Below are 1495 nucleotides of genomic sequence, written 5' to 3' on the forward strand. Positions count from 1 at the left end.
GGTCTCGTCTCCGTGACCTCGATCATGGGCACGACCTTTGTGAGCCGGGCGGGCGGGCCGTGATGCCGGGGCGGGCGTCGGGGGCCGGACACCGTGGGAGAAAATAGTTGCCTTGAGAAACTGGGAAGTGTGATGAAAGGTCCCGCATGCCGCACCTCACCATCGACTACTCCTCCCGTCTGGCCGCGGTCCTCGACGCGGGCGTCCTCGTGAAGGAGCTGCATCCGCTGGTCCTGGAGGAATCCGGATCGGCGGGCGTGTGCAAGACGCTGGTCCGGCCGGTGGACACCTACGTCGGGGACACGTCGAACGGGGAGACCGCCTTCCTGCACATCGAGGTGGGCCTCCTCGCCGGCCGCCCCGAACACCAGCGGGCCCGGCTGTCCGAGCGCGTACTGGCCCTGGCCGGCGGACATCTGCGCGCGGCCGGCGTGCCCGAGGCGGTCGTCTCCGTGGAGGTCAGGGAACTGGCCGGCAGCTACCGGCTGTCCACCGTGACCACGGCCGGCGGGTGACCTCCCCACGGCCCCGCGCCGGCCGTCGTCACCAGGGGACCCCTTAGCCGTCGCGGGGACCCCCTGGGGGCCCTAGGGGTGTCTTGCGTCACCACCCCCTGCCTAGCCTCCGAAATCGAAAGGGGAAGCGGACCGGCAACCGTCCGGAGGCGATCCGCACGGCCCAGGCCCTCACTTCGATCCCGATCGGATGGCGCGCTGGTGAACAACGAAGAGCAACTGCTCGACTATCTCAGGCGGACGACGGCGGACCTGCGCGAGGCGCGGCGACGGCTGCGCGAGAACGAGCGACGCGCACACGGCCCGGTCGCCGTCGTCGGCATCGGCTGCCGCTACCCCGGCGGCGTCACCACCCCCGAGGACCTGTGGGACCTCGTCGCGACCGGCACCGACGCGGTGACCGGCTTCCCCGCCGACCGCGGCTGGGACGTGGACGCCCTGTACGACCCCGACCCGGCCCGGCCCGGCAAGACCTACGCCCGCACCGGCGGATTCCTGCACGACGCCGCCGACTTCGACCCCGGCTTCTTCGGCATCAGCCCCCGCGAGGCCCTCGCCATGGACCCGCAGCAGCGGCTGCTGCTGGAGACCTCCCACGAGGCCTTCGAACGGGCCGGCATCGTCCCCGCCTCCCTGCGCGGCAGCCGCACCGGCGTGTTCGCCGGCGTCATGTACAACGACTACGCCACCCGCCTCGGCTCCGTACCCGACGACCTCGACGGCTACCTGGCCAACGGAAGCGCCGCCAGCATCGCCTCCGGCCGCGTCGCCTACACCTTCGGACTCGAAGGGCCCGTCGTCACCGTCGACACCGCCTGCTCCTCCTCCCTGGTCGCCCTGCACTGGGCGGTACGGGCGCTGCAGTCCGACGAGTGCTCCCTCGCCCTGGCCGGCGGGGTCACCGTGATGTCCACCCCGGAGACCTTCGTCGACTTCAGCCGGCAGCGCGGGCTCGCGCCGGACGGCCGCTGCAAGGCGTT

At 72.0% G+C, this 1495-nt stretch carries 2 protein-coding genes; both read left to right on the forward strand.

Going from position 1 to position 1495, the window contains the following annotated elements:
- Positions 1-146: 146 nt before the first annotated feature.
- On the forward strand, positions 147-515 hold the full coding sequence (locus tag H5J33_RS34985) for a 5-carboxymethyl-2-hydroxymuconate Delta-isomerase (RefSeq protein ID WP_181798676.1): 369 nt from the start codon (positions 147-149) through the stop codon (positions 513-515).
- A 201-nt stretch (positions 516-716) separates the two neighbouring features.
- Positions 717-1495: beta-ketoacyl synthase N-terminal-like domain-containing protein (locus tag H5J33_RS34990; protein WP_181798677.1), on the forward strand; the 779-nt coding region annotated here is incomplete at its 3' end.

It is taken from the genome of Streptomyces sp. WELS2 (assembly GCF_013870595.1).
Taxonomy (GTDB): Bacteria; Actinomycetota; Actinomycetes; order Streptomycetales; family Streptomycetaceae; genus Streptomyces.

Bases quoted from the DNA above. Each gene is read 5' to 3' on its own strand.
- H5J33_RS34985 (WP_181798676.1), top strand. From the start codon at position 147: ATGCCGCACCTCACCATCGACTACTCCTCCCGTCTGGCCGCGGTCCTC.